The organism is Agrobacterium sp. ST15.16.055 (assembly GCF_027956555.1).
Classification (GTDB): domain Bacteria; phylum Pseudomonadota; class Alphaproteobacteria; order Rhizobiales; family Rhizobiaceae; genus Agrobacterium; species Agrobacterium salinitolerans.
Genome location: NZ_JAQKGN010000001.1, coordinates 467,384 through 485,792, shown reverse-complemented (window position 1 = coordinate 485,792; position 18,409 = coordinate 467,384). Strand labels below are relative to the sequence as shown.

Sequence of the window (18,409 nt, the reverse complement as noted above, 5' to 3'; positions counted from 1 at the left end):
GCCGCCTTTTCCTTTCCTCAGCCGCGAATAATCTCTTCCGCCGCCATCGCCGCGCCCAGGACATGGTCGTCCGTGTCATGGAGACCGGAAAGCAACAGGCCGACCGGCATGCCTGCATCGCCCTTTCCGCAGGGGATGGAAACGCCGCAGAGATCGAAAAAATTGCCGATCTGGGTGTTGCGCAGAGTTTTCGCATTCATGGCGAAAAAGGCATCGTCATCATCGAGAAGCGGCGCAACCTTGGCCGCGACATGCGGCAATGTCGGCGATACCAGCAGCTCCTGCCGGTCGATCATGTTGGTAAACGCCGCCGTCATGCGTTCGCGCGCCTCGTTGATAGCGATATAATCAGGCATGGAAATATTCGCCCCGAGCTTCGTTCGCGCAACCACGCGCGGGTCCATGCGCGCCGCATCCGCACCTTCCAGCCGTATCTTGTGCAGGGCAAAGGCTTCCGCCGTCACCAGCGCGCCCTTTTCCCTGATAAGATCGAACAACTCCGAAAAAATCGGAAATGCCTGCCGCCGCACCGAAGCACCGGCGCGGACAAGACGTTCCACCGCCTGCTCGAAGGTGGTAGCCACGCCATCTTCAATGCCTTCGAAAAAGACCGTTTCCGGCACCACCAGCGCCAGGCCGGAAAGAGGCGCGCGTGTGAGATCGGCAACCGCCTTACCGCGCATGGCGGCATCCACCCAAATGGCATCCTGTACGGTGTGCGTGAGTGGCCCGAGCGAATCGAGGCTTTTCGCCAAGGGATAAACGCCGCGCATCGAATAACGGCCGCGGCTCGCCTTGTAACCGACCACGCCGTTGAAAGCGGCGGGAATACGCACCGATCCGCCGGTATCAGTGCCGATCGCCACCGGCACCAGGCCGGCAGCCACGGCGACGCCCGCACCCGACGAAGAGCCGCCCGGCAGACGGTGACCATCCGTGGAAGCAGGATTGCGCGGCGTGCCGTAATGCGGATTAATGCCGAGACCGGAAAACGCGAACTCGCTCATATTGGTGCGGCCGATGCAGATCATGCCCGCCTGTTTTAGCGACGTCACCACATCCGCGTCACGAGACGCAGGCTTATCGTCCGCAAGCACCGTCGAGCCGGCCGTGGTCGCCATGCCTTCAAGGTCAAAGAGGTCCTTCCAGGCCACCGGAATACCATCGAGCACACCCCTAGAACGACCCTCACCAATTCGTTTTGCCGCGTCTTCCGCCTCCGACATCGCCCGTGCTGCCGTCAACTCGACAAAAACGGCCTGATCGTCCCTTCCGCCGATCGCATCCAGCGTCTCTTCCACCACGACACGCGGATCGAGGTGGCCGCTCTGGAGGAGAACGGAAAGCTGCGCGATGTTTTTGCCTTTATGAGCCATGATATCTTTCCTGAAAGCAGCATGTTGCGCACAAGATGCCGTTTATCGGCCAGTTGGCAAGGCCAATCGCTGCGCTATCGATGACAGACATACCGGATCGGGAAACTTGGCGGAGATCGCAGAATTTTGGAGTTTATCCTTAACGGCTCATCTCTATCCCCCGATTTTTTCAACCTAAGGTGCAAGAGCGACACCTCTTATATAAGCTACGACTATAAAAAGAGGGATTAATTCTTAATCGCATCTAAACTTTGTTGAATTATTTAGCAGACAGCATTGAAATGCATGCCCTATAAAATTCCATAAAACAATTATAACGCGACATCGCGGGGGACTATCGCGAATGGAAGAGACTGCCTATCGCGGGACAGATAGACAGGTTGAACCGGGCCACACGCTTCGCTCGCCAACGCAGCCGGAACCAGGCCGGTTTTCGCGACGGCGCTCGCTCGCCAGCAAGATAACCCTCATATTCCTTGGCGGCGTGATTTTTTCCTATAGCATCGGCGCGCTTGTCGGCTGGTATATGTTCGTCGCCGCCGCCAGCGAGCAATGGCTCAACCAGGCCCGCGTCAATTCGCAGATCGCCAGCGCCACGCTTCGCAGCATCTATACCTATGTCAGCGTTACCGCCGATGCCGACGGGCAGGTCAACGGCATATTGACCGACAAACCCATCGGCGACGACGAATCCATTCTCGTCACCGGCTTCAACCCCAGCGACGTTCTCGCGCTTATCGGCGCACAGACCAAGAATGCCGTCTGGCTTTTCCGTTATGACGAGGCGGATTCCGGCTTCCGGCAGATCGCGGCGGCCTTCGACAACGCCACGGACGACGATGAAAAGCCGCTCGCGACCGATCCCATCTTTTCCCGCGATGCGGTCGCCGCGCGTTTTTCCACCGGTTTTGCGACCATCGGCGAATCCAGCCATTATATCGGCCTGCTGCCGATCATCAGCACGGAAACGAAGAAACCCATCGGCGCGGTCGCCGTCAGCATTGGCGGCTCGGACGCGCTTTATGGCGCGCAGCGCAAGCTGATCTATAATTCGCTCGCCGCCCTGATCGTGGTCTTGACCATCACCGGCGCACTTGTGACCGTCATCGCCCGGCATTTCCTCAAACCGGTCCCGGCGCTGGTGCAGGCGACGCTTCGGATCGCCCGCGAGGAAACGGATGTCGCCACGCCATTTCAGGAGCGGCGGGACGAAATCGGCGACATGGCTACCGCCATTGAAACGTTGCGCGAGGCGGTTCTGGAACGCGGACGCCTGCGGCAGATTCGCGATATGGCGCAGCAGCTGGAGCATATGGCCCATCACGATGCGCTGACCGGGCTGCCCAATCGCGTCCTGCTGATGAAGACGCTGGAAAACCGTCTCGAACAGCTTGCCGCGTCAGGCCAGCCGTTCAATGTCATGCTGCTCGATCTGGACCGCTTCAAGGCCGTCAATGACACGCTGGGCCACGCCGCCGGCGATTCCCTGCTGGTGGCGGTGGCCTCGCGGATTTCCGCCGTACTTGGTGAAAACGACATGGTAAGCCGTCTCGGCGGCGACGAATTCGCGATCATCCAATCGGCAAATGCCGACTGCGAGAGCGATGCCGCGATGCTGGCCGCGCGGGTAGTGCATGCCGTCTCGCGCAGCTTCAGTCTGGAAGGCAGCGATATCAGCATCGACACCAGCATCGGCATTGCCTGCGCTCCGGGCCACGGCACATCCGCCACGCAGCTTCTGCAACATGCAGATCTCGGCCTTTACCGGGCGAAATCCATGGGCTGCGGCTATTTCGTCTTTTACGAGCCCGGCATGGACATGGCGGCGCAGCACAAGCATGCGCTGGAAATAGACATGAAATCGGCACTCGAAAACCAGGAATTCGAGCTGCATTACCAGCCGGTCGTCAATCTGCAGAGCGGTCGCATCGTTGCCTATGAAGCGCTGGCCCGCTGGCGGCATAGCAAGCTTGGCCTCATCGCACCGGACCGCTTCATTGCGCTTGCCGAAGAAAACAACTTCATCAAGCCGTTGGGTGAATGGGTTCTGGGACAAGCCTGCATGGATGCCATGACATGGCCAAAGGATATCAGGCTGGCTGTCAATCTTTCCGCCGTTCAGCTCAGCAATGACGACATCGTCCCGATAGTGGACCGGGCACTTGAAACATCCGGCTTACCGGCGGAACGGCTTGAACTGGAAGTCACGGAAACGGTCATGCTGGAGCGCGACAACAGCACGCGGATCCTGAAACTGCTGAAGGAAAGGGGCGTGCGCCTCGCGCTCGACGATTTCGGCACCGGATATGCGGGGCTCAGCACGCTGACCCATGTCGCCTTCGACAAGATAAAGATCGACCGGGAATTCGTCTCCGGCCTGCCGTCCAATCCCATGTGTTCCGCCATTGTCAACACCGTCATCGACATGGCTGAACAGATCGGCCTGAAGGTTACCGCCGAGGGCGTTGAAAACAGGGAGCAGGTGGAAGCGCTTAAGCTTTCCGGCTGCGACGAAGCGCAGGGCTATTATTTTGCCGCGCCCGCCCCGCTTGCCCGTATTTTGAAGAACCGCGCCGTCATAACTTCGATCACGCAGGATGAATTCGGGGATCCCGGTCTACCGACACAGGAAACCTATTGCCCACCACAAAAAGCCATTTGAGAAACCGGCTCCCGGCCCAGAGGACATGAAATGCGTCTTTCAGTATTTTGCCTTTTCCTCGCATGCCTTGTTCCCATCACGCCCCTTCAGGCAGCAGGTGGAGGCGATACGCTTCAGCAAATTGCCAAAACCGCAAAGATCCGCATCGGCTATCGCGAGGCAGAACCGCCCTTTTCCTATCAATTGCCGAATGGTGAGGTCACCGGCTTCTCGACCGATCTTTGTCGGGCGATCAGCGAAGATATTCGCAGGAAGCTGAAGCTCGACAGGATCGAACTCGAATACGTCAAGGCGACGCCCGCGACCCGTTTCATCCTTGTCCGCAGCGGGCAGATCGATATTGAATGCGCGGCCACGACCAACAATAGCGAACGCCGCAAGATCGTGGATTTCTCCTATCCCAACTTCATGACCGCAACGCAGTTTCTCTCTCGCAAGCAGGACAATCTGAAAAGCCTTGCCGATCTCGCCGGGCGGTCCGTCACATCCTCCTCCGGCACCGTCAATATCGAGCAACTCAACGCCGTGAACCGGGCGAAGAACCTCAATATCTCTGTTATGCCGACGAAAACCAATGAGGAGGCCTTCGAACTCGTGGTTTCCGGCAAGGCTTCCGCCTTTGTCATGGATGGCATATTGCTTGCGGCGCTGGCGGCAACGTCAGAGAATCCGGACCTCTATGCGCTTTCCGAGGAAACGCTGAGCGCACCCGAACCTTATGGCCTGGTTTTCCGCCGCAACGACCCGGATTTCAAGGCGGCGGTCAATGAAAGCCTTCGGCACATTTTCACCGGGCCGGTCATTCATGGCCTTTATGAAAAGTGGTTCACCAAGCCCATTCCCCCAAACGGCATGAACCTGAACCTGCCGATGGCCGCCTCTCTGAAACAGGCGTACGAACATCCGAGCGAATACCAGGACTGAGCGCGCAAGGCGCCAACCCGTATCGATTTTCATGAAAATGTTTTGACGGATTATTTTGGCTGGAGATGCGCGATGCAGAGATCGACATTATGGCTTATGCTGGTTTTTTCAAGTCTTCTTCCCGCTCAGGCGGTGAGCGAGGACGCCCAACCGCCGACACTTGAAACCATCGCCAGAACCGGCACGATCAAGCTCGGTTATGCCGATCGCAACATCCCTTTCTCCTATCTCGGCGCCGGGACGGAGCCTATCGGTTATAGCATAGAACTGTGCCTGAGGGTGGCGGATTCCATCAAGAAAAAGCTCGGCCTGCCTGAACTGAAGGTCGAGTTCGTCAAACGCACGCCCAGCAACCGCATCATGCTTCTCAATGACGGCACGATGGACATGGAATGCGTGGCGAGCACGAATACGGAAGAAAGGCGCAAGGCCGTGTGGTTCTCCTATAGCCACTTCATCACCGGCACCCGTTATGTGGCGCTGAAATCGAGCGGTCTGAACACTGTCGCCGATCTTGCCGGGCGAACGGTGGTGGTGACGACGGGAACCATCAACATCACCCAACTCAACGTGCTCAATCGCAAATTGGGTCTGAACGTCGCGGTTTTGCAAAATGACAGCACGGAAGGCAGTTTCGACATGGTGACGGAAAACCGCGCCTCGGCATTCGTCATGGACGATATACTTCTGCGATCCTTCGTTGCCGAAACCGGCAAGCCCGAAGACTACGTCATCTCGGACGAATATCTCGCCCCGCCGCAGCCCTATGGCCTGATGCTCCGCCACGGCGATACCGGCTTCCGCGACGCCGTCAACGAGGCGCTCGGCGAAATCTATGCCAGCGGCGAAATCGAAAAAATCTACGACAAATGGTTCAACACGCCGATCCCGCCGAACGGGATAAACCTGAAACGCCCGCTGCCAGATGACCTGGAGGAAACCTTTCGCAACCCCGTCGACACGACAGCGGAATAAAAAGCCGCCCGGAGGCGGGCGGCATCCGTCTTTGGTAAAATGTCTTCAGGCAGCGCGCAGGTCAGCGCCGAGCGGGATTTCGACATCGATCTCCAGAATGGAGACATGCTCGTCGCGATCCATCTTCACATGCACCCGGTCATTGTCGATCTGCACATGCTTGGCGATGACGGCGAGAATTTCTTCCCTGAGAATGGCGACGAGATCGGAGCCCGATGACGCCCTTTCGTGGGCGAGCAGCACCTGCAGACGCTCGCGCGCAAGCGGTGCCGACTTCTGTTTGCGGAAGAGACTGAAGATGCTCATGCAGCCCTCCTTGCGAAGATCTTGGAGAAGATGCCACGCTTCTCACCCGGGATGACCACCGGAATATCCTCGCCGGACAGACGGCGAGCGGCGTCGAAATAGGCCATAGCCGGCGCGCAGCGGGCGTCCGCCAGCGTGACGGGCGCACCGACGTTCGAGGCCCGCAGCACATCCGTGCTTTCGGGAATGATGCCGAGCAGCGGAATGGAAAGGATTTCCAGAACGTCATCGACCTTCAGCATGTCGCCGCGCTCGGCGCGGGAAGCATCGTAACGCGTCAGAAGCAGGTGTTTCTCCATGCGCTCGCCGCGCTCGGCCTTCAGCGTCTTGGAATCAAGCAGGCCGATGATGCGGTCGCTGTCACGCACCGAGGAGACTTCCGGATTGGTGACGACGACGGCCACATCCGCATGGCGCATGGCCAGCGTCGCGCCGCGTTCGATACCGGCCGGGCTGTCGCAGATCACCCAGTCGAAATGTTTCTTCAGCTCGTTGATGACCCACTCGACACCTTCCGGCGTCAGATTGTCCTTGTCGCGGGTCTGCGAGGCGGGCAGCAGGAAAAGCGTCTCGAGGCGCTTGTCGCGGATCAGCGCCTGCGTCAGCTTGGCATCGCCCTGGATGACGTTGACGAGATCGTAAACCACCCGGCGTTCAGCACCCATGACGAGATCGAGGTTGCGCAGGCCGACATCGAAATCGACGACCACGACCTTCTCTTTATTCTGCGCCAGTGCGGCGCCAAGCGCTGCGGTCGAGGTGGTCTTGCCGACCCCGCCTTTGCCGGAAGTTACAACGACTACCTTCCCCATATGGCTCTCCTGTTCCTGTTCGTTTCTATATTATCAGCCGAGCTTTGCGGCCTTGATCGTATCGTTTTCCAGCCAGAGTTGAACGGGCTGGCCGCGCAGCTTGTCGTCAATGTCTTCGGCAACCTTGTAGACCCCGTCGATGGCCAGAAGCTCCGCTTCGAGCTTGCGGCAAAAGATGCGCGCCGAGACATTTCCAAGCGAACCGGCCATGGCGCGACCGCGCAGGGCGCCGTAAATATGCACCGAGCCGCCAGCGATGATTTCCGCCCCCGAGGCGACCGAGCCGATGACCGTCACGTCGCCCTCGGGAAACATGATCGACTGGCCGGAGCGAACCGGCTCGTTGATGACCAGCGACTGCACCACGGCCCTGACCTCACCGGCAGCGCGCGGCTTTTCCTCCGGCAGTTCGGCGGCGATGGCGACCGGCTCAACCTCGACATCGGAAGCGGGCTTTCCGCCCTTCAGCGACGGCGGCATACCCGGCTCGATCATCGAGGGGCGAACGCCCTCAATACCCATGATGCCGACATTGCGCTCCGTCAGCGCCGCCAGCAGCTCCTTCAGCCCCGCCTTGTCGAGCGACAGTTCCGACACATCCAGGACCACCGGACGCGAGAGGAAGAAGCCCGCCGAACGGGCGGCAAGATCATCCAGCCTTTCCAGCCATTGATCGACCGGAGATTCGGGAGACAGCACGACTGCGAGGAAGGAGCGGCCTTTGATACGGATCGAACGCTGGTCTGTTAGCACTTTGGTCATCTTGGTAAACAAATCGTTGACAATTAGGTACCTCGAATATGGTTAACAAATGGTTAACGCCGCACCTAAATGGACGAAAGCGTTAAGAAAATTCCCTTGTGAATTTCTTTTAAAGGAACTTTCAAAAACCGTGCCACCCCTTTGATTACACAACATTCTGAACCCTATGAACGCTCATGATGACATGCCATCCTTGCAGGAGGCTGACTTGGGGTCATGTCGGGCGTGTTCTGGACCGAGCCCGCGCCCGCCGCGTGTTTTAGCGGAATCATGGTTGCCCGATTCTGATACAACGTCGCCTACCTTCCCTTACGCCTTCATCGACCACTCCTTCGGAAAATCGATTCCGTTAAGTCTCCATATAAGATAGACACGGGCTGCCCCGACAGTTTCAACGGAAGAATGAGATGCACAGCAAAGTCCCCCAGCAGAACCGTATATTTTCGCAAGACTTTGGGGCCTTCCTGTTCGACATGGATGGAACGCTCGTCAATTCGATCGCCGTCGTCGAGCGCGTCTGGCGGGAATGGGCCGTCGCGAATGGCATCGAGCCAGACGCCTTTCTTCAGCGCATTCACGGCATGCGCGCCTCCGAGGTCATCCGTCGCGAAGCGGTTCCCGGCCTTGATATCGACGCAGAAGCCGACATGATATTACGTGCCGAAATGGACGATGTGGATGGCATCATCCAGATACCGGGTGCGGCAGAATTTCTTGCGACCTTGCCGGCAAGTAAATGGGCCATCGTCACCTCGGCTGTGCGCGAATTGGCTGAACGCCGGCTTGCTGCCGCGGGCATCACCCCTCCGGCCGTCATGATCTGTGCAGACGATGTGGTCAACGGCAAGCCCGATCCTGAAGGTTACCGCAAGGCCGCTGACAGGTTGGGTGTCGCCCCGGAAATGTGCGTTGTCTTCGAGGATGCACCCGCAGGCATTGAGGCTGGAGAGCGAATGGGGGCTGCGGTCGTGGTGATTAACGTCACCCACTCCCACCCGATGGAAACCTCTCATCTTTCCATTGGCGGATATGGCGAGGTGAGCGCGGTCATCGGGGAGAACCGCAACCTGAGGCTGACGAGCAATAAAGCCTGAAAAAGCCATTTCCATATAACAGCAGACTTTTGCAAAGCGGCTAATTGACAGCCCGGCATAAATGCGTCCTAATGAAATTGGTAAGACCATCTTACCGCTTGCGCGAATGGGGGGAGACCTTCGCGCTGGGAGGATATCATGTTTGTGGCTCTTGAGCCGCGCCGCCTTTACCGGTTGGTCGCGGAACAAATTCGTTTGCTCATCGAAAGCGGGGAACTGACCGAAGGCCAGCGCCTGCCGGCGGAACGGGATCTTGCCGAACGCTTCGGCGTATCGCGGCCGACGGTCCGCGAAGCGCTTATCGTTCTGGAAGTGGAAGGCCATATCCATATCCGCATGGGTTCGGGCGTTTATGTCAGCGCAGCCGGCAAGCAGGCCAAGGAAAAGCCACCGGTGCCGGATGCGCATGGGCCATTCGAAATCCTGCAGGCGCGCTGCATCATCGAAAGCGCAATTGCGGAGGAAGCGGCAAGGCTTGCCAAGCCGGAATGCATCGCCAAGCTCGATGATATCATCGAACGCATGGCCGGCGCGCTCGACAGCTCGCCACAGGCACTCAATTTCGACAGGGCCTTCCACACCGCCATCGCCGATATCATCGGCAATTCGGCACTCAATCGCTTTACCGGCCTGATTTATGACGAGCGTAGCCTGTCACCCTTTTTCGAAAAGCTCGCCAGCTATTTCGAGGGGCCGCATACATGGAACCTTGCCGTTCAGGAACACCGCGCAATCCGCGACGCTATTGCCGCCAACGACCCGGAAGGCGCGCGTGAGGCGATGCGGCAGCATCTGATGCTGTCGCAAAAGAGATTTTCCGAGAGTTTCGGGGAGGAAACGATCGGAGAAGAGTGACCGCGCCGCAACCGGCGACGGGAAAAATGAGAAATCTGGCTTTAATTCGGGAGGAGTTAAGAATGAAAATCAGATTGTCGACTTTGATGGGTGCAACAGCCGCCATCCTGCTTTCCGCGCTCGCGGCGCAGGCGCAGACCGCGCTCAAATGGGCGCATGTCTACGAAACCTCCGAGCCGTTCCACACGGATTCGGTCTGGGCTGCGGAAGAGATCGCCAAACGCACGGACGGCCGCTACAAGATCGATGTGTTTCCGGCCTCGCAGCTTGGCAAGGAAGCAGATATCAACCAGGGCCTGAAACTCGGCACCGTCGATATCATCATTTCCGGATCGAGCTTCGCGGCGCGTGACTACAAGCCGATCGGCGTCACTTACTTTCCTTATATCTTCCGCGATCCGAGCCATCTGATCGCCTATACCAAGAGCGATGTCTTCAAGAAGCTCGCGAAAGGCTACGAGGACAAGACCGGCAACCACATCGTCGCCGTCAGCTATTATGGCACGCGTCATACAACCTCCAACCGGCCGATTGAAAAATGCGCCGACATGGCAGGGCTGAAAATGCGCGTTCCCGATGTGCCTGCCTATCTGGCCATGCCGCGCGCCTGCGGCGCCAATACGACGCCGATCGCCTTTGCGGAAGTTTATCTGGCGCTTCAGAACGGCACCGTCGAGGCTCAGGAAAACCCGCTGACGACAATCGAGGCGAAGAAGTTCTACGAGGTGCAGAAGAACATCGTTCTGACCGGTCATATCGTTGACCATCTCAACACGCTGGTTTCCAAAACACGCTGGGCGAGCCTCTCGGATGAGGATAAAAAAATCTTCACCGAAGTGATGCAGGAAGCCGCGGCCCGCACGACGAAGACAATCGAAGCCCGTGAAAAGGCGCTCGTTGATGAGTTCAAATCGAAAGGCATCACCGTCGCGGACGTCGACAAGGCCGACTTCGAGAAAAACGTGGTCGAAAAGGTGAAGCTTGAAGATTTCGGTTACGAAAAGGCCGACTGGGAAGCCATCCGCGCCATCAAGTGATGTTTGAGCCTATCCCGGCGCCATTTCCGGCGTCGGGATATCGCCGACCGAGACCCACTGGAGTTCCAGCCAATGACTGACAAGCAGCACGCGCCCGTCAGCGTGGAAGAAATGGCGCATGCCTTCGAGGAAGAAAACAGCCCTGTCGATCTTTCACCCTATGCGGTGGAAGACTGGATAACGCTTGCCGTCTTCTGGGGCATGGGCCTTTGTGTTTTCCTGCAATTCTTCACCCGTTACGTATTGAACGACAGTTTCGCTTGGACGGAGGAGATTGCCGCCAATTGCCTCGTTGTCGTCGTCTTCCTCGGCTCGGTCATGTGCGTGCGCATGTTCCGCCATATCCACGTCGACCTGATCTACCGCTTCGTGCCGAAACGCGTCGGGCGGATTCTGGAGCTTATTGTCGATCTCGTCGCCATTGGTTTTTTCGCCTACATCACCTGGCTGATGTGGCGTTATCTGGAAATCGTCGGCGATGAGCGCATGGTCACGGTCGATCTGCCGCGCGGTATCGTCTTTTATACCGTTTTCGCCGCTTTCGCGCTGATGTTCCTGCGTGCCCTGCACAATTTCATCAAGGACATCACCGGCAAAAAAACCGTGCGTGAAAAGGCTCAGGAAGCCGTCAGCACACAGGGAATTTAGGCCATGCTCCTGCTTATCGGTTCATTTCTTCTGCTTCTCATTATCGGTACGCCCGTCGCCGTGTCGATGGCCGTCAGCTCGCTGCTTTATCTTGTGCTTTATGGTGTTGCCCCCGATATCATCGCAGCCCAGCGCATGATTGCCGGCGTCGAAAGTTTTCCGCTCATCGCCGTTCCCTTCTTCATCCTCGCCGGCAATCTGATGAACATCGCCGGGGTGACGAGCCGCATTTATCGCTTCGCGCTGGCGCTCGTCGGATGGATGAAGGGCGGCCTGGCGCAGGTCAATATCATCGGCTCTGTGGTTTTTTCCGGTATGTCAGGCACCGCGCTCGCCGATGCCGCCGGCATCGGCACAATCGAGATCAAGGCGATGAAGGATCATGGTTATCCGGTCGATGCGGCTGTCGGCGTCACCGCCGCCTCGGCGACGCTTGGCCCGATCTTCCCGCCGTCCTTGCCCTTTGTCATCTACGGCATGATGGCCAATGCCTCGATTGGCGCGCTGTTCATGGCCGGCGTCATTCCCGGCGTGGTCATGACCGCGCTGATGATGCTGACAGTCTATATTTTTGCCAAACGCAAAGGCTGGGGCTCCGACACGCCCTTCGAACTGAAGCAGCTTCTTTCCGCCTCCATGGAAGTGGTGATCGTCTTAAGCTTCCCGGTCGCTGTCTATCTGATGATCCTTGCCGGACTGTCGATCAATATAGCGGTCCTTATCGGGCTCGCCGTGCTCGTCGCGCTCGACTGGTATTACGATTTCTCCGCCGTGATGGCGCTGATGACGCCGGTATTGTTGATCGGCGGGATGACGATGGGCTGGTTCACGCCAACCGAAGCGGCGGTCGCCGCGGTTCTCTGGTCCCTCTTCCTTGGGCTGGTGCGCTACCGCACCATGACCTTCAGGACATTGGCCAAGGCAAGCTTCGACACGATAGAAACCACGGCGTCGGTTCTCTTCATCGTCACGGCGGCGTCGATCTTCGCGTGGCTGCTGACCGTCAGTCAGGCGGCCCAGATGTTCTCGGACTTCATGTTCGCGATGACCGATAATTGGTGGACCTTTCTCATCATCGTCAACATCCTGCTCCTGGTGGTCGGCGCCTTTCTAGACACCATTGCCGCCATCAGCATTCTGGTGCCGATCCTGATGCCGGTCGCCGCCCGTTACGGCATCGACCCCGTCCATCTCGGCCTGATCGTGACGCTGAACCTGATGATCGGTCTTTTGACCCCGCCGGTCGGCATGGTGTTGTTCGTGCTGTCGCGCATTTCGAAAATGTCGGTGGAGCGCACCACGCTCGCCATCCTGCCATGGATGATCCCGCTTTTGGTGGCGCTCGCGCTGATCACCTTCATTCCGTCGGTCACACTCTGGCTGCCGACCCAGCTCGGCCTCATCCGCTGAGCGGACTGAAACTGCGCGGTCCGCGCCGCGCAGTTTCTTCGACACTCCACGCATTCGAAAGGATTTCGTCATGCAGACACGCGTTGCACGCCTGTACGGCCAGAAGGACATTCGCGTCGAAATGCAGGACCTTCCCGCACCGGGACCCGGCGAAGTGCTGCTTGCCATGGCGGCGGGCGGCATCTGCGGTTCCGATCTCCACTATTATCAGGATGGCGGCTTCGGCCCGGTCCGGGTGCGCGAACCGATCATCTGCGGGCATGAGGCGTCCGGTCATGTGCGGGCGCTGGGAGACGGCGTCAGCGGGCTTGCCATTGGCCAGCTCGTCGCCGTCAATCCCTCCCAGCCTTGCGGCCATTGCCATTTCTGCCTGAAGGGCCAGCCGATCCATTGCCTTGAGATGCGCTTCATGGGCAGCGCCATGCGCCTGCCACATGAACAGGGCATGTTCCGCGACCGGCTGGTAGTTCCGGCAAAACAATGCGCGACATTTTCAGACGAGACCTCACCGGCAGAAGCCGCCTGCACCGAGCCGCTCGCGGTGTGCCTGCATGCCGTGGCCCAGGCCGGCGACCTGAAAGGTGCAAACATACTCGTGACGGGCACAGGCCCCATCGGTCTGTTGACCATCGCGGCCGCCCGCCATGCCGGTGCGGCCACCATTGTCGCCACCGACCTCACCGACGCAGCGTTGGAACGCGCTCCCGCCATGGGCGCCGACCGCACGATCAATGTCGCGAAAGACGCCGAGGCGCTTTTGCCCTATCAGGACAATAAGGGTTATTTCGACGTCATTTTCGATTGCTCCGCCGCCGGTCCCGCGCTCCGCAGCGCCTTCGCCTGCGTGCGCCCCCGCGGCACCATCGTGCAGGTGGGTGTGACCGGTGACATTACCATCCCGCTCAATGCGCTGGTGGGAAAAGAAATCCTCTGGCGCGGCTCGCAACGCTTTCATGAGGAATTCGCCGTCGCAGCGGGGCTGATCTCCTCCCGCAAAATCGATGTACGGCCGATCATTTCCCACAGCTTCCCGCTTGGTGAGGCGAAAGCGGCATTCGAACAGGCCGGGGACCGCTCCGCCGCCTGCAAGGTGCAGCTGACATTTTCCGCAGACTGACATTTGAGGATCAAAGATGAGACATACATGGCGCTGGTTCGGTCCGGTCGACAAGGTCACGGTTCAGGATGCGGCTCAGGCGGGCGCGGAAGGCATCGTCAGCGCGCTGCATCACATCCCCACCGGCGATGTCTGGCCGGTGGACGAAATCACCAAACGACATGAAGCAATCAAGACGGGTGGGCTTTATTGGGACGTGGTGGAAAGCGTGCCGGTTTCCGAGGATATCAAGACCCAGACCGGCGACTGGAAAAACCATATCGCCAACTGGCAGGAAACGCTGCGCCGTCTCTCCGCCTCCGGCATCCGCACCGTTTGTTATAATTTTATGCCGGTGCTGGACTGGACCCGCACCGACCTGCGCTGGGAAACCAGACATGGCGCAAGGGCGATGCGTTTCGATCTTGCCGATTTCGCCGCTTTCGACATTCATATTCTGAAACGCCCTGACGCAAAGGCCGATTATCCGGACTGGCTGCTGGAGGAAGCGGTAAAACGTTTTGCCGAGATGCCGGATACGAAGATCGCCGCGCTCGGTCGCAATATCGGTGCCGGTCTGCCGGGCTCGGCGGATGGTTACACGCTCGCCCAGCTTCTGGAGAAACTGCGTTCCTATCACGGCATCGACCGCGAAAACTTGCAGCAGAATCTGGTCGACTTTCTCTCCGAGGTGACGCCGGTTGCCGAGGAGGTGGGCATCAACATCTGCGCCCATGGCGACGATCCGCCGTGGCCGCTGCTCGGCCTGCCGCGCATTCTGTCAACGGAGGCGGATTACGCCCATATGCTGTCTGAGGTCGACAGCCGCGCCAATGGCGTGACGCTGTGCACCGGCTCCCTCGGGGCGCGCGCCGATAACGATCTGCCCTTCATCGCCGGCCGTTTTGCCGACCGCATCCATTTTGTGCATCTTCGCAATGTGACGCGCGATACCGATACCGTTCCCTGCTCCTTCTTCGAGGACGAACATCTGGAGGGCGGAACCGATATGGTCGCCGTCATCGCCGCACTCGTCACCGAAGAGGCCCGTCGCCGGGCGGAGGGCCGCGACGACCATACCATTCCGATGCGGCCCGACCACGGTCAGGAAATACTCGACGACCTGACGCGCGGCGCTCAGCCCGGTTACCCCGCCATTGGCCGGCTGAAGGGGTTGGCTGAGCTGCGTGGTATCGAACGCACGTTATCGCACAGCCATTTCGGGCTGGCGGGTGGGACACGCTGAACAATGTTCCCGGCTGTAGGCGTTCCGTCAGCCTGCAGCCAGCCGCGCCCTGAACAGCAGGTAGGAAAAAGTCGTGAGCCCGCCGGCAATGACGCCGGCGGCTTTCACGATAGCGTCCATCAGATGCGGATGGCGGGTGGGCGAGAGGAATTGCAGCGCCTCGATACCGAAAGCCGCCGCAATGCCTGCCACGATAATCGCCAGCCAGTAACGCGGATAGGCGAGCACGAAAGCGGCAGAACAGAAGGCGAAGGCCGCGGCGCGGTCCAGGCCCACCGTCGTCAGCGTGTGCGGACGAAAACCGATAGGGCAAACTGTAACGATCAAGATCAGCAGAAGAACCGACCAGGCGACATATTTCGGAAATCTATTTGTCATCATGACGTCACAATAAAGCGCCGTACGTGTAAACGGAAGCGGGTCTTTTTCACGCTTCGCCCCATTAATCACACTTTTTGGTCAGATAGTTGAAAAACCGGCTTTCGCTCAGGCCCCACACGGGCTAAGGCAGATGGCAACCGGGCGAGGATCGCGGCTGATGGCGTTTTATGCCGTCGCCTTTCGGTGCAACGTCACGGTGTCGGGTGGATTTTCCACACAGGATCAGATTTTCAGGGAAGAGCACAATGAGTTTCAAGCCGCACGGCAAACATCTGGTTGCAGGAGAATGGGTCGCAACGGAAGCAAAATTCCGCAGCGAGCCTGCACATGGCGAAGCTTTCGATTTTTCGGTCGGCACCGTCGATCTGGTGAATGCAGCCTGTGAAGCAGCCGAAGACGCCTTCTGGAGCTATGGTTACACCACCCGCGAAGAACGCGCCGCATTCCTCGATACCATCGCCGATGAGATTGAAGCCCGCGCCGACGCCATCACCGAAATCGGCTCGTCCGAAACTGGTCTGCCCGCCGGACGCCTGCAGGGCGAGCGTGGCCGCACCGTTGGCCAGTTGCGTCTTTTCGCGTCGCATATCCGCAAGGGCGACTATCTCGACCGTCGCCACGACGAAGCGCTGCCGGATCGCCAGCCGCTGCCGCGCCCGGATATCCGCCTGATGCAGCGCCCGATCGGACCTGTCGCCGTTTTCGGCGCGTCGAACTTCCCGCTCGCCTTCTCCACGGCCGGTGGTGACACCGCAGCGGCTCTGGCTGCCGGTTGCCCCGTCGTCGTCAAGGGCCACTCCGCCCATCCCGGCACCGGTGAAATCGTTGCCGAAGCGGTTCTCGCCGCCGTCAAGAAGCACAATCTGCATCCCGGCGTCTTCTCGCTGATCCAGGGCGGCCGCCGCGATGTCGGTTCCGCTCTTGTTCAGCATCCGCGCATCAAGGCGGTCGGCTTCACCGGTTCGCTCGCCGGCGGCCGCGCGCTGTTCGATCTCTGCGCCCAGCGCCCCGAGCCGATCCCCTTCTTCGGAGAGCTGGGTTCGGTCAACCCGATGTTCCTGCTGCCGGAAGCGGTTGCCAACCGCGGCGAAGCCATTGCCAAGGGCTGGGCCGGTTCGCTCACCATGGGTGCGGGCCAGTTCTGCACCAACCCGGGCATTGCCGTCATTCTCTCCGAGCAGGCGGATGCGGTTGCCGAGACTGCCCGTGCGGCACTTTCTGAAGTTGGCCCGCAGGTCATGTTGACCGACGGCATCGCTGCCGCCTATCGTGATGGCCGCGACCGCATCGCTGCCGGCAACGGCGTGCGCGACGTTCTGACCACCACCTGCAACCTGCGCAATGCGACGCCGTACCTGTTCCGCGTTTCGGGCAAGGATTGGGTTGCCAACCATGCACTTGCAGAAGAGGTCTTCGGACCCCTCGGCCTGATCGTGACGGTTGATAGCGCGGAAGAAATGCTTGAAGTCGCCAAGAGCTTCGAAGGCCAGCTGACCGCCACCCTGCATCTCGACGCAGGTGACGCCGAACTCGGCCGCAAGCTGCTGCCGATCCTCGAGCGCAAGGCCGGCCGCGTTCTCGCCAACGGTTTCCCGACCGGCGTGGAAGTCTCCGAAGCCATGGTTCACGGCGGCCCCTACCCGGCTTCCACGAACTTCGGCGCAACTTCGGTCGGCACCATGTCGATCCGTCGTTTCATGCGCCCGGTTTCCTACCAGAACATCCCTTCGGACGTTCTGCCTGAGGATATCCGCTAACAACAAGGGGAAGGCGCTTCCGCGCCTTCCCCTTTCATTTTCGATCCAGCAATCTCAGGCTGACTGGATAGCCTTAATCTTGTCGATGCCGCCGACTGTTCCGGCAAAATCCCGCCACACATCCTGCGCACCCTTGCGCCATTCATCCAGTGCTTCCGGCTGCAGCACCGTGCCGCCCTTGGAGAGCGCTAGCTCAACGGACTTCGTTTCGTCTTCGACGATCAGCTGGTTGAAATATTGTGCGCCCTCGCTGGAGGCTTCCGAAAGAACCTTCTTTTCTTCGTCATCCAGCTGGTTCCAGAAGGTCGCGCCGTAATAGACGACACCCGAGGCCCAGATATGGCCTGTTTCCGTCATATAGGGAACGACTTCGTAAAGCTTGAAGCCGGCATAGGCGGACTTGGTGAGGTCCATGGCGTCGGCCACACCGGTCGCCAGCGCATTATAGGTCTCGGTGATCGGAATACCGACCGGCGTGGTGCCGAAGGCGCTCCACAATCTGGTGTGCAGCGGGCTCTGGATGACGCGGATTTTCTTACCCTTCAACTGTTCCGCGCGGGTCACAGGCTCCTTCGCCAGAAGATGGCGAGCACCGTAATTGATGAAATCGGCGGCAATGAATTGCTGCGCGGCAAGTTTTGCCTTCAGCTCTTCGCCGGTCTCGCCCGTCACCACCTTGCGCACATGCTCACTATTACGGAACAGGAAAGGCAGATCGAGGATCTGCAGTTCCGGCACCCAGCCTGACAGGGAAGAGACGGTGGAGAGGCTGGCCTGAACCGAACCGAGGCGAATGTTTTCCGCCACTTCCTTCTCACCACCCAGAGCACCGCTTTTGACGATGTTGAAACGGAAACGGCCAGGCAATTTCGCCTCCACCAGCTGGCTGATCCTGACCCAGATTTTCGTCTCCGGCTTGTCGTCGGCAAATAACGACGCAACCGTGAGGCTGCGGGTTCTGGCATGCGCCGGGCGCACCAGACCAGGTGCGGCAAGCGTCGCGACGCCGAGAGCGGAGAGTTTGAGGAAATGACGGCGGTCGATAAAGGTCATGACGAAAACCCTGAC

General features: G+C 59.2%; 17 protein-coding genes. 11 read left to right on the top strand and 6 right to left on the bottom strand.

Going from position 1 to position 18,409, the window contains the following annotated elements; translation table 11 throughout:
* Positions 1-17 precede the first annotated feature (17 nt).
* Complete coding sequence (locus tag PL599_RS02255) at positions 18-1,376, bottom strand: amidase (protein ID WP_269824129.1); 1,359 nt, start codon at positions 1,374-1,376, stop codon at positions 18-20.
* 343 nt (positions 1,377-1,719) lie between these two features.
* Here PL599_RS02255 and PL599_RS02250 point away from each other — a divergent pair, with 343 nt between their 5' ends.
* The 3 genes from PL599_RS02250 (at position 1,720) to PL599_RS02240 (ending at position 5,937) form a co-directional block, all read left to right on the top strand.
* The gene (locus tag PL599_RS02250) at positions 1,720-4,038 is read left to right on the top strand and encodes a putative bifunctional diguanylate cyclase/phosphodiesterase (RefSeq protein WP_269824130.1); all 2,319 of its coding nucleotides are present in this window, start codon (positions 1,720-1,722) and stop codon (positions 4,036-4,038) included.
* 30 nt (positions 4,039-4,068) lie between these two features.
* Positions 4,069-4,962, top strand: coding sequence for an amino acid ABC transporter substrate-binding protein (locus PL599_RS02245; RefSeq protein ID WP_137411674.1), 894 nt, complete (start codon positions 4,069-4,071; stop codon positions 4,960-4,962).
* Positions 4,963-5,034: 72 nt separating this feature from the next.
* Complete coding sequence (locus PL599_RS02240) at positions 5,035-5,937, top strand: amino acid ABC transporter substrate-binding protein (protein WP_269824131.1); 903 nt, start codon at positions 5,035-5,037, stop codon at positions 5,935-5,937.
* A 45-nt stretch (positions 5,938-5,982) separates the two neighbouring features.
* Here the strand turns inward: PL599_RS02240 and minE are convergent, their stop codons facing one another.
* The 3 genes from minE to minC are packed head-to-tail and all read right to left on the bottom strand — an operon-like array spanning position 5,983 to position 7,817.
* The gene (gene minE, locus PL599_RS02235; protein ID WP_077984289.1) at positions 5,983-6,243 is read right to left on the bottom strand and encodes a cell division topological specificity factor MinE; all 261 of its coding nucleotides are present in this window, start codon (positions 6,241-6,243) and stop codon (positions 5,983-5,985) included.
* Positions 6,240-7,055: a septum site-determining protein MinD gene (gene minD, locus PL599_RS02230; protein ID WP_003506498.1), complete on the bottom strand. Its 816-nt coding sequence runs from the start codon at positions 7,053-7,055 to the stop codon at positions 6,240-6,242. The genes minE and minD overlap by 4 nt, the downstream gene beginning before the upstream one ends.
* Before the next feature lie 33 nt (positions 7,056-7,088).
* A complete protein-coding gene (minC, locus tag PL599_RS02225) occupies positions 7,089-7,817 on the bottom strand; it encodes a septum site-determining protein MinC (RefSeq protein ID WP_162520324.1) in 729 nt (242 codons plus the stop codon).
* 407 nt (positions 7,818-8,224) lie between these two features.
* On the opposite strand from minC, the gene PL599_RS02220 reads away from it, so the two are divergent.
* From PL599_RS02220 to uxuA, 7 genes are all read left to right on the top strand, one after another.
* The gene (locus tag PL599_RS02220; RefSeq protein WP_077984290.1) at positions 8,225-8,911 is read left to right on the top strand and encodes an HAD family hydrolase; all 687 of its coding nucleotides are present in this window, start codon (positions 8,225-8,227) and stop codon (positions 8,909-8,911) included.
* Positions 8,912-9,049: 138 nt separating this feature from the next.
* On the top strand, positions 9,050-9,766 hold the full coding sequence (locus tag PL599_RS02215; RefSeq protein ID WP_142911868.1) for a FadR/GntR family transcriptional regulator: 717 nt from the start codon (positions 9,050-9,052) through the stop codon (positions 9,764-9,766).
* Positions 9,767-9,828: 62 nt separating this feature from the next.
* The gene (locus PL599_RS02210; protein ID WP_077984292.1) at positions 9,829-10,803 is read left to right on the top strand and encodes a sialic acid TRAP transporter substrate-binding protein SiaP; all 975 of its coding nucleotides are present in this window, start codon (positions 9,829-9,831) and stop codon (positions 10,801-10,803) included.
* A 72-nt stretch (positions 10,804-10,875) separates the two neighbouring features.
* Positions 10,876-11,451 (top strand): TRAP transporter small permease, encoded by a 576-nt coding sequence (locus tag PL599_RS02205; RefSeq protein ID WP_269824132.1) that lies wholly within the window; start codon positions 10,876-10,878, stop codon positions 11,449-11,451.
* Between the two features lie 3 nt (positions 11,452-11,454).
* A complete protein-coding gene (locus tag PL599_RS02200; protein WP_080796026.1) occupies positions 11,455-12,861 on the top strand; it encodes a TRAP transporter large permease in 1,407 nt (468 codons plus the stop codon).
* A gap of 70 nt (positions 12,862-12,931) precedes the next feature.
* Positions 12,932-13,978, top strand: coding sequence for an L-idonate 5-dehydrogenase (locus PL599_RS02195; protein WP_269824133.1), 1,047 nt, complete (start codon positions 12,932-12,934; stop codon positions 13,976-13,978).
* A gap of 16 nt (positions 13,979-13,994) precedes the next feature.
* On the top strand, positions 13,995-15,203 hold the full coding sequence (uxuA, locus tag PL599_RS02190; RefSeq protein WP_269824134.1) for a mannonate dehydratase: 1,209 nt from the start codon (positions 13,995-13,997) through the stop codon (positions 15,201-15,203).
* A 27-nt stretch (positions 15,204-15,230) separates the two neighbouring features.
* Here uxuA and PL599_RS02185 read toward each other — a convergent pair whose 3' ends face one another.
* The gene (locus PL599_RS02185; protein WP_162520325.1) at positions 15,231-15,584 is read right to left on the bottom strand and encodes an antibiotic resistance protein VanZ; all 354 of its coding nucleotides are present in this window, start codon (positions 15,582-15,584) and stop codon (positions 15,231-15,233) included.
* 245 nt (positions 15,585-15,829) lie between these two features.
* On the opposite strand from PL599_RS02185, the gene PL599_RS02180 reads away from it, so the two are divergent.
* Positions 15,830-17,341: an aldehyde dehydrogenase (NADP(+)) gene (locus tag PL599_RS02180; protein ID WP_173990673.1), complete on the top strand. Its 1,512-nt coding sequence runs from the start codon at positions 15,830-15,832 to the stop codon at positions 17,339-17,341.
* Between the two features lie 54 nt (positions 17,342-17,395).
* Here the strand turns inward: PL599_RS02180 and PL599_RS02175 are convergent, their stop codons facing one another.
* Positions 17,396-18,394, bottom strand: coding sequence for a TRAP transporter substrate-binding protein (locus PL599_RS02175; protein WP_269824135.1), 999 nt, complete (start codon positions 18,392-18,394; stop codon positions 17,396-17,398).
* Between the last annotated feature and the right edge of the window lie 15 nt (positions 18,395-18,409).

Coding starts and splice junctions, on each gene's coding strand:
- PL599_RS02255 (WP_269824129.1), bottom strand. CDS start 1,376: ATGGCTCATAAAGGCAAAAACATCGCGCAGCTTTCCGTTCTCCTCCAG.
- PL599_RS02250 (WP_269824130.1), top strand. CDS start 1,720: ATGGAAGAGACTGCCTATCGCGGGACAGATAGACAGGTTGAACCGGGC.
- PL599_RS02245 (WP_137411674.1), top strand. CDS start 4,069: ATGCGTCTTTCAGTATTTTGCCTTTTCCTCGCATGCCTTGTTCCCATC.
- PL599_RS02240 (WP_269824131.1), top strand. CDS start 5,035: ATGCAGAGATCGACATTATGGCTTATGCTGGTTTTTTCAAGTCTTCTT.
- minE (WP_077984289.1), bottom strand. CDS start 6,243: ATGAGCATCTTCAGTCTCTTCCGCAAACAGAAGTCGGCACCGCTTGCG.
- minD (WP_003506498.1), bottom strand. CDS start 7,055: ATGGGGAAGGTAGTCGTTGTAACTTCCGGCAAAGGCGGGGTCGGCAAG.
- minC (WP_162520324.1), bottom strand. CDS start 7,817: ATGACCAAAGTGCTAACAGACCAGCGTTCGATCCGTATCAAAGGCCGC.
- PL599_RS02220 (WP_077984290.1), top strand. CDS start 8,225: ATGCACAGCAAAGTCCCCCAGCAGAACCGTATATTTTCGCAAGACTTT.
- PL599_RS02215 (WP_142911868.1), top strand. CDS start 9,050: ATGTTTGTGGCTCTTGAGCCGCGCCGCCTTTACCGGTTGGTCGCGGAA.
- PL599_RS02210 (WP_077984292.1), top strand. CDS start 9,829: ATGAAAATCAGATTGTCGACTTTGATGGGTGCAACAGCCGCCATCCTG.
- PL599_RS02205 (WP_269824132.1), top strand. CDS start 10,876: ATGACTGACAAGCAGCACGCGCCCGTCAGCGTGGAAGAAATGGCGCAT.
- PL599_RS02200 (WP_080796026.1), top strand. CDS start 11,455: ATGCTCCTGCTTATCGGTTCATTTCTTCTGCTTCTCATTATCGGTACG.
- PL599_RS02195 (WP_269824133.1), top strand. CDS start 12,932: ATGCAGACACGCGTTGCACGCCTGTACGGCCAGAAGGACATTCGCGTC.
- uxuA (WP_269824134.1), top strand. CDS start 13,995: ATGAGACATACATGGCGCTGGTTCGGTCCGGTCGACAAGGTCACGGTT.
- PL599_RS02185 (WP_162520325.1), bottom strand. CDS start 15,584: ATGATGACAAATAGATTTCCGAAATATGTCGCCTGGTCGGTTCTTCTG.
- PL599_RS02180 (WP_173990673.1), top strand. CDS start 15,830: ATGAGTTTCAAGCCGCACGGCAAACATCTGGTTGCAGGAGAATGGGTC.
- PL599_RS02175 (WP_269824135.1), bottom strand. CDS start 18,394: ATGACCTTTATCGACCGCCGTCATTTCCTCAAACTCTCCGCTCTCGGC.